Genomic DNA, 6,254 nt, shown 5'->3' on the forward strand with positions numbered 1-6,254 from the left:
CAATGAAATCAGATTATAGTAGTAAAGAAGAGGTACATAATAGAGCTTTAAAAATTAAAGACATTAGACAATCCGATTTGATAAAACAACTAGGACTGAATATTCGAGGAAACAAAAATGCAATGGGAGATGTTTTTGAAGCATGGTTTGGAAAAACAAAGGATAATTCTAGTGAACCGGATTTAGGTGTATCAGAACTTAAAGCAACACCATTTAAAATACTAAAAAACAAAAAAAATGGGAAATCACAATACAGTGCTAAAGAAAGACTAGTGCTTAGTATCATTAACTATATGGACCTAGTCAATGAAAATTTTGAAAGTAGCCATTTCTTGAAGAAAAATAGAAACCTAGAAATTGCTTTTTATGAATATAACCCCGATATACCCAAAGATGATTGGACTTTTAAATATATTATCTTGTATCAAATGATGAAATCTCCCACGGATTTTGCAATCATTAAAAATGATTGGTTACTTATCCAAAAATATGTATTGGAAGGCAGAGCCGACCAAATTAGTGAAAGTTTAACTAATTATCTTGCTGCATGTACCAAGGGGAAAAATAATAAATCAGTACGCGAACAACCCTTTTCTGATATTCCAGCAAAACAACGTGCTTTTTCTTTTAAATCAAGCTTTATGACAACAATGTTACGTGATAATATAATTGGCAATATTAGAAGCGACGCTATCATCAAGGATTCAGTTGAACTATTAGATAATTCACTTACTGATATTATTATTAAAAGATTTCGTCCTTTCATTGGCGTTAGCCAAGCTCAGCTGCTTAAAAAGTTTAATATTAATTCAACTGCAAAAAGTAAAAACAATATGATTACCAGAGCTATTCTTGGCCTGACACCTAATCACACTTTAGATAACATCTCTGAATTCAATAAAGCATCTATTATTCCAAAAACAATCCAATTTAGTCAAAGTGGAAATAATAGAGAAAGTATGTCTCTGCCGCCATTTAAATTCAAAGAACTAGTTACTCAATCATGGTGTGATTCATATGGATTGCCTGAAGCTGATTTAAATATTTATTTGCACGAAAGTAAATTTCTTTTTGTAGTTTTCCAAAAAAATAAACATGGTATCAATATACTTAAAGGAATTAAATTTTATACTATGCCACTAAAAGAAATAGACGAGCAAATAAAATATGCTTGGGAAGACACCAAAAACAAATTATTAGATGGCGTTACCCTTTCGTTTAATGGAAAGAGGGTAACCAACAACTTAATTGGGGTTAAAAATAACATGATTGTTCATATTAGACCACATTCTGCCAAAGCTAGTTACATCAATAGTCCATTTTCTAACAAATTGCCGACTAAAGCTCATTGGTCTAATAAGCCCTCTGAATTTTCTAGTTATTATATGACAACGCAGTCTTTTTGGTTAAATAATGACTATATAAAGAATGTAGTTTCAGATTTACTTGATTAAATGTATAGCAATAATGTTCATCCTTAGTAGGAGGGATTGTAATCGTAATCTCAAATCCATTTAATTCATCATTCTTCCTTTTGACTGCCGAATTCGCCTCAGAAATTGGTCAAGGATTGCATTAACCGTACTGGTCTAATCTTCACCTTAGATATTTAATTATTTCAAGTATAAGTCTGCCCTGTCTTAGTTCACCTACTATTGGATTTTTTGTTGGTATTATAGTTGTAAATCGCATTTTAGTCTTTTTACCAGCATACACGGATATCTTACCTGCTTGCCGTAACAGTTAGATTGTGTGGACCCTCCTTCTTGAACTTAGCACTTGGATTTAAGAGACCAAGCCGGTACAGTTCGGTTAAATACTAATTGTAAAAAAGGATTACAGAGTCCGAGCTAGAAAGTATGGGGATCACAGAAAGTTATTAAAGCTGAAGCAAAAGTGACCACCAGGGTATACCCTATTGGCCGTTTTTGTTTCTGTGCTATACTAGGAATTACAAATGTTCATTAGAACTGTCCAAAGGGAGAGCTAAAAATGGCTAAAATCGGTTATGCTCGCGTGAGCTCCAAGGAGCAACATTTAAATCGACAGTTAGCGGCTTTAAGAGGCGTTGATAAATTATTTACGGATAAATTAAGTGGGGCTAACACTAATCGGCCAGAACTGCAAAAGATGCTGGCCTATATCCGTGAAGGCGATATTGTCCTGGTTACTGAATTAGACCGCTTGGGCCGAAACAATCAGGACTTAACTAAGATTATGAACACCATTCAAAACAAGGGGGCCACCCTAGATGTGTTGAATTTGCCGTCCATGACAGGGATTGCTGATCCGAACTTACGCCAATTGATGACTAACCTCATCATTGAATTGTATAAGTACCAGGCGGAAAGTGAACGTAAGCGGATCATCGAACGTCAGCAACAAGGGATTGCCTTAGCCAAACAGCAAGGTAAATATCACGGCCGCAAACCCCAATACACCCAAGATGATCCCCGCTTGCAACATGCTTTTAAGCTTTACGAGGCAGGCATGAGTGATGTCGATGTTGCCCGTAATACAGGAATTAAACGGACAACCTTTATAAGGTATCGAAAGAAATTTAATGTTAACAGATAATAGGTATGACTAATTGTTTAAACCTATTTATACCACCAAATAAATACCTTTATGCGTTTTACGTATTCCATTAGTACTACTTTTATCTTGATTTTGTGTTCTTAAAGTCGTATTATGTAGGAGAACAAGGTATTTGTTAAGTATTACCTTTATCTTTATATGTTAGGAGGAAAGTGTGTTATGCAAGTAATCAGTTTTATGGCTATCAAAGGTGGCGTTGGTAAAACCACAATGGCATTTCAGTTCGCCAAATTTTTACAAACACAAGATCAAAAAGTTTTGATGATCGATTTGGACGCACAGAAGAGTTTGACGGGCACTTTTGAAAATGAACATTTTAATTTCAGTGGAAAGCCCACCATTGCAGATGTCCTAGAAAAACCAAGCTCCGGGTTAATTGAGACACAAGTTCAGGATAATATCGCCATAATTCCATCAACTAGCAACCTGGAAGAAGTAGCAGATCGTTTAGCCTCAAAACCAAATAGAGAATTGCTATTATTTATGTGGTTTGTTAAAAATGCGCAAGAACTGAATCAAAAATATGACTACATAATTATTGACTTGCCACCAGCTTGGAACCTGTTAAGCAAAAATGGTGTAGCTGTAGCCGATAAAATCATTTCTCCAATGGAACCAAGTCGATTTGGGTATGAAAGTCATACAAAAGTATTGCAAAGCGTGGGAACTTTACAAGATGAAGTTGTTGATCCAGTTAGTGGTAAATCATATATTACTGCCAACGTATTCTTTTTAGGCAATCGAATCAAACACAATACTAATTCTTCTCACGAATTTTTATCAGCACTCAAACATATAGATAATGTCATTGGGGTTATCCCAGAAAAGGAATTAGTTAACGCTAGTATGCTTGCAAAGGAGGGCATACTAGAATATGCAACCCAGAATGACAAGTTGCATGAACAAGAGCCATTTCTCAAACTATTAAGTGACGTGTTTTCAGAAATCCAAAAACAGGGGAATGATTAACTTATGGCAAACAAATTTGAAAAGTTTTCAAGTACCAACAACGATTACCAAGTGGCTAGAGACATTCAGCAAAAAGATGCACTTAACGAAAAATTGAATTGGGAACGAAAAGTAAAGACAAGCTTCTCAATTCAACAAAAGAATATTGATCGTTTAGATGAAATGGTTAATCAGTTGAACGCAAAATCAAGATCAACCTTATTAGATACCATAATAGAAAATGCTTATAGAGACTTTCAAGAATAATTGAACGGGGAAAATGATGAAATCACAAATAGTTGATAGCAATAATTGATACGAAGACCTTGTATCTGATCAACGGACAGATGGGGGCTTGTAAAGTATACAAAACCAAATAAAGTTGCCGCTAGGTAAGCGCTATGCTAGACTAAGATTAATTTAACAACCGAATAAAGAGATCAAGCTAAACAGAAAAATCCCCGATTCACGAGGAATCAGGGATTTTTGGTTTAGCAAGTAGCTACACGACAGCTACTTAGATTCAGTCGATTTTCACCGCCAAGTTAAAATCGACTGAAGATTGTTCTTAATTTGTAGGTTAATTATACCGCAAACCAGTCCCCAAGGACAAGTTAAGGATAGTTAAAAACAAATTAAAGTCAATGGACTAAGTAGCTAACTGAAGCTATTTAGTCCATTTTTGTTGTTAGAAATTAAAAAAAGTTGCCGACTGGGCAACTCACAAACAGACACATGCTGGTAAATTACAAAGCCTCAAGGCTAAATGAACGCCTTGTAATTCAGTTAAAGCATATCAGATTTGTATTTTAAAGCAAATCAAATGTTTTAGCAACTCTCTTTTGAGACAGCGTGTGTCAGTCGAGAAAGGGAGTTTTTATTATGACAAAATCAACAAATTTCAATTACTATGAAGCCGATAACGTATATGGAGCCCTATTTTTCCAGTTTCCTAAGGTATTAATGTATGGCGAGCAATATAAACATTTAAGTAGTGACGCCAAATTGGCTTATATGGTACTGAAAGATCGGCTAGAGTACTCTTTGCGCAACAGCTGGGTTGATGAGGAAAATCACGTCTACTTTATTTTTACCAATCAAGAACTCGAAAATTTATTTAATTGCCATAATCAAAAAGTCGTCAAAATTAAAAAAGAACTCGAATCCGCTCATTTGCTGATGCAAAAACAACTGGGCTTTAACCCAAAAACAAAAAAGAATGAACCGAATCGCTTATATCTGTCCAAGCTCGATGTGAAAGCAACCGATGTCTATTTACGCGGTGAAGATAGCCCAAAAGTGTCTCAAGCCCTTGCTACAAGCGGAAATGTGAAAATCACACTTCCGCAGGAGACCGCTCAAACCCTTGCTACAAGCGGAAATGTGAAAATCACACTTCCGCATAAGTCCGTTGATGAGACCGCTCAAACCCTTGCTACAAGCGGAAATGTGAAAATCACACACAATCTATATAAAGACTTTAAAAACATAGATACTAATAGATACAATATAGATACTCAAAAGTTGGACTTTTCCACAGCCAATTTCTCACCAGCAGAAATTGAAAAACAAAACAAGGATTTGGTGAACCATGCTAATGACTTCTTAACTGATGAAAACAGTGGCTTACCCGTTTTCTTAGAACCAGAAGCCGTGCAATTACTAAGTTTCTGGTGCCACACTCCGCAACAAATGCGGCGCTTCATTGGCATTATCTTAAATGCTAAGTACCGAGTTGAGAAAGATCACAAAGATATTGGTGTCATAATCCCACTTGATGATGAAGAACTAAAACCTTTAATGACTAAAGCCTTGAGACGCTACTTTAACGCTCTAAGAAGCAATGGGAAGCATATCAAGAACGTGGAGAACTACTTATACGGCGCCATGCAAAACCTATTTGCGATTTGGTGGAATAAACAAGCGGCTAGAGAATATGCGGCCAAACACCCCGAAGAAGAAAAGTCGGCCGACAACGATAACAGTGGGTTGTACTACTAGTCCTAAAAGGCTATAAAATCCTTTCTAAGCGGTTTTAAGACTTACTAACCTGTTTATACTTAAGATAGATTTAAATGGCTTAAACAGAAGAGCAAGGGCTTTTAAATGAGTGCCAGAGCTAACCAGGCTAACCAGCTCAAAAGTTCAGCCTTTAGATCAATGCCAAGCTCAAGTGATTTGAGGCCAGGGCTTTATCTATTGATAAAGTACTCAAAAGGTAGCATAATGGTAGTAGTAAAAAAGGAGATGAGACAATCATGGCAGTTAAGGAAAAGAAACGGGTCCAAGTCAAGATTGATAAAGATTTGGCCGATGATACCGAAGCCGTTTTAAGCCAGTTAGGTCTAAACCCAACCACGGCCATTAACATGTTTTATAAGCGGATCGTAGCTGACGCAGCATTACCGTTTAAACCAGCCCTGAGCGAAGCCGAAAGAGCTAATTTAAGCCTTTTAAAGGCTACCAAAGAGACACCAGTAACAGAGTTCAAAGACGCTAAAGAAGTCGCTGATTGGCTCAATGATCCGGATGAGGACTAATGGCTTATCAGATTAAATAAATTAATAACTAGGAAGTGTGATGAACATGAAAGATACAATCACAATTAATGACTTTTTTGAAATTGCCAAAGAAACTGATTTAAAAGATTTACTTGATAAGTCATTACATGAGCCAGATCCAGAAAAGCGCAAAGTATATGACGCTTT

Annotated in this window: 6 protein-coding genes; all 6 read left to right on the forward strand. The window is 36.2% G+C overall.

The features are described from left to right. The first annotated feature begins 2 nt into the window (after positions 1–2). The 6 genes from LDK34_RS12035 to LDK34_RS12060 all read left to right on the forward strand — a co-directional run bounded on the left by LDK34_RS12035 (position 3) and on the right by LDK34_RS12060 (position 6,086). On the forward strand, positions 3–1,454 hold the full coding sequence (locus LDK34_RS12035; protein WP_057717421.1) for a Sau3AI family type II restriction endonuclease: 1,452 nt from the start codon (positions 3–5) through the stop codon (positions 1,452–1,454). 538 nt (positions 1,455–1,992) lie between these two features. Further along, positions 1,993–2,577: a recombinase family protein gene (locus LDK34_RS12040; protein WP_236941882.1), complete on the forward strand. Its 585-nt coding sequence runs from the start codon at positions 1,993–1,995 to the stop codon at positions 2,575–2,577. A 180-nt stretch (positions 2,578–2,757) separates the two neighbouring features. Next, positions 2,758–3,567, forward strand: coding sequence for a ParA family protein (locus tag LDK34_RS12045; protein WP_033615103.1), 810 nt, complete (start codon positions 2,758–2,760; stop codon positions 3,565–3,567). A gap of 3 nt (positions 3,568–3,570) precedes the next feature. Continuing rightward, positions 3,571–3,813: a hypothetical protein gene (locus LDK34_RS12050; RefSeq protein WP_003590746.1), complete on the forward strand. Its 243-nt coding sequence runs from the start codon at positions 3,571–3,573 to the stop codon at positions 3,811–3,813. Positions 3,814–4,428: 615 nt separating this feature from the next. Further along, positions 4,429–5,547: a replication initiator protein A gene (locus LDK34_RS12055; protein ID WP_236941883.1), complete on the forward strand. Its 1,119-nt coding sequence runs from the start codon at positions 4,429–4,431 to the stop codon at positions 5,545–5,547. Between the two features lie 257 nt (positions 5,548–5,804). After that, positions 5,805–6,086, forward strand: a complete 282-nt coding sequence (locus tag LDK34_RS12060; RefSeq protein WP_236941884.1) for a type II toxin-antitoxin system RelB/DinJ family antitoxin — start codon at positions 5,805–5,807, stop codon at positions 6,084–6,086. Positions 6,087–6,254: the final 168 nt, after the last annotated feature.

It is taken from the genome of Furfurilactobacillus milii, assembly GCF_021654115.1.
Classification (GTDB): Bacteria; Bacillota; Bacilli; order Lactobacillales; family Lactobacillaceae; genus Furfurilactobacillus; species Furfurilactobacillus milii.